At 71.6% G+C, this 1,925-nt stretch carries 2 protein-coding genes; both read right to left on the minus strand.

Going from position 1 to position 1,925, the window contains the following annotated elements; translation table 11 throughout:
* Window position 1: 1 nt before the first annotated feature.
* Complete coding sequence (locus WBA11_RS13210) at window positions 2–403, minus strand: response regulator (protein ID WP_424521139.1); 402 nt, start codon at window positions 401–403, stop codon at window positions 2–4.
* Between the two features lie 102 nt (window positions 404–505).
* Window positions 506–1,925 (minus strand): PAS domain-containing protein (locus tag WBA11_RS13215; RefSeq protein WP_424521140.1); only part of this gene is annotated, 1,420 nt, incomplete at its 5' end.

Here is a 1,925-nt window from a genome sequence, read left to right on the forward strand (position 1 = left end):
GCTATGGAAAGGCCGAGGACGCCTCCGGCGGTGGGTCTTCGTCCAGAACCTCGCGGAGCGTACGGGCGAGCGTCCCGCCGAGTCCTGCCTTCGAGAGGTACGCCCGTGCGCCCGCAGCCCGAGCGCGGGCCACCGTGGCGGGCTCGACAGAGGCGGACACGACGACGACCGGGAGGTCGGGGCGCTCGGCGCGGACGTGCTCGGCGAGCGCGATGCCGTCCTTCCCTGGGAGCGAGACGTCGGTCAGAAGGAGGTCGCACCCCGCCCACGCCTCCTCACCCAGGGCTTCCTCGGCGCTCGCCGCTACCCCGCACAGTTCGAGGTCGGCCTCGCACCCGATCAGCGTGGACAGGGCGGCCCGCATGACGGCGTGGTCCTCGACGAGAAAGATGCGGTGGGGCACAGGGGGGCTTGGGGGAGCGCAGTCGGTCCTGTATGTACCGTACGCGGGCCCGGGTGCTCCCTCGCCTGTGAGAACCATGGTTCTCCCCACGGCGGCGTACGCCTACTCCTGCGCCCTCGGACGGGGCTCCCCACCCGCCGGGACCGTGATCGTGACGCGCGTGCCGCGGCCCCGCTCCGAGTCCAACTCGAGGTGGCCGCCGGCCATCTCGATCCTCTCGCGGACGCTGAAGAGGCCGAGCCCGCCGTGCCCAGCCCCCGGCGCGTCGACGTCGAACCCGTCGCCCTCGTCTTCGACCTCTACCACGACGGTCTCGCCGTCCCGGTGGGCCCGGACCGTGGCCCGCGCCGTCCCGGCGTGCTTGACCACGTTGAAGAGGAGCTCGCGGAGGGTGTTGTAGAGGAGCGAGCGGACCCCGTCGCCGGGGACCTCGCACGGTCCGTCGACCTCGACGGTCACGTCCAGCTGGTGCAGGTCCCGCTTGCGGTCGGCCAGCCACCGGAGTGTGTGTACCAGGTCCTCGCTCTCGAGAGAGGGCGGGCTCAACTCCGAGGCCAGCGTTCGGGTGAGGGCCGTGGCGCTGTCGAGGATCTCGTCGGCCTTCTCTCGGAGCGCCCGGTCCTCGTCCGAGGCGAAGGACTTCCACAGGACGTGGTGGGTGATGGCGAGGCCGGCGAGGTGCTGCTGGAGGTCGTCGTGGAGCACGAGCGCGATCCGGCGGCGCTCCTCGTGCTCGGCGACGGCGAGCCGCTCAGAGAGCCGGCGGACCTGCTCGGTCCGCTCCGCGACGCGCGCCTCGAGCGTCGCGTTGAGGTTCTGGATCTCGGTCTCGTCGCGCTGTCGCCGCGTGATATCAACGAAGGTCACCACGACCCCGTCGATCCGGTCCTCCGTGCTCCGGTACGGTCGGGTGTGGACGAGGTACCACCGGCCGTCCTCGCTCTCCACCTCGCGCTCCTTCACCTCCAGCCGGTCGAGCACCGCCTCCGCGTCCTCCACGAGCCGCGAGCCCCCGAACTTCTGCGCGAGGTCGCCGAGCGGGCGGCCGACGTCGGAGGCGAGCACGTGGAAGAGGTCGCGGACGCGGGGCGTGAACCGCTGGATGCGGAGCTGGCGATCGAGGAACAGCGTCGCGATCTCGGTCGAGACGACGAGGTTCTCGAGGTCGCCCTTGGCCCGGGCCGTCTCGTCCACCTTGTGCTTGAGCTCGTCGTTGACCGTGCGGAGCTCCTCGGACATCGACTGCGCCTCCTCCTTCGAGGTCTCCAGTTCCTCGGCCGTCGAGCGGAGCTCTTCGTTGATCGACTGGAGCTCCTCGTTCTGGGCGCGGAGCTCCTCACGGCTCGTCTCGAACTCCTCGACCGAGACCTGGAGCTGCTCCTGGGTCCGGCGGAGCGCCTCGGCGAGCACCTCGTCGGCGTCCGCCGTCGGGACGGCGGCGGCCAGCGCGGGCGGGAGCACGTCGAAGACCAGCTGCACGAGGTCCCCGTCCGGCGCCGGGCGTGCCCGGACGGTAACGGCC

The sequence above is a fragment of the Rubrivirga sp. genome, assembly GCF_049648075.1.
Classification (GTDB): Bacteria; Bacteroidota; Rhodothermia; order Rhodothermales; family Rubricoccaceae; genus Rubrivirga.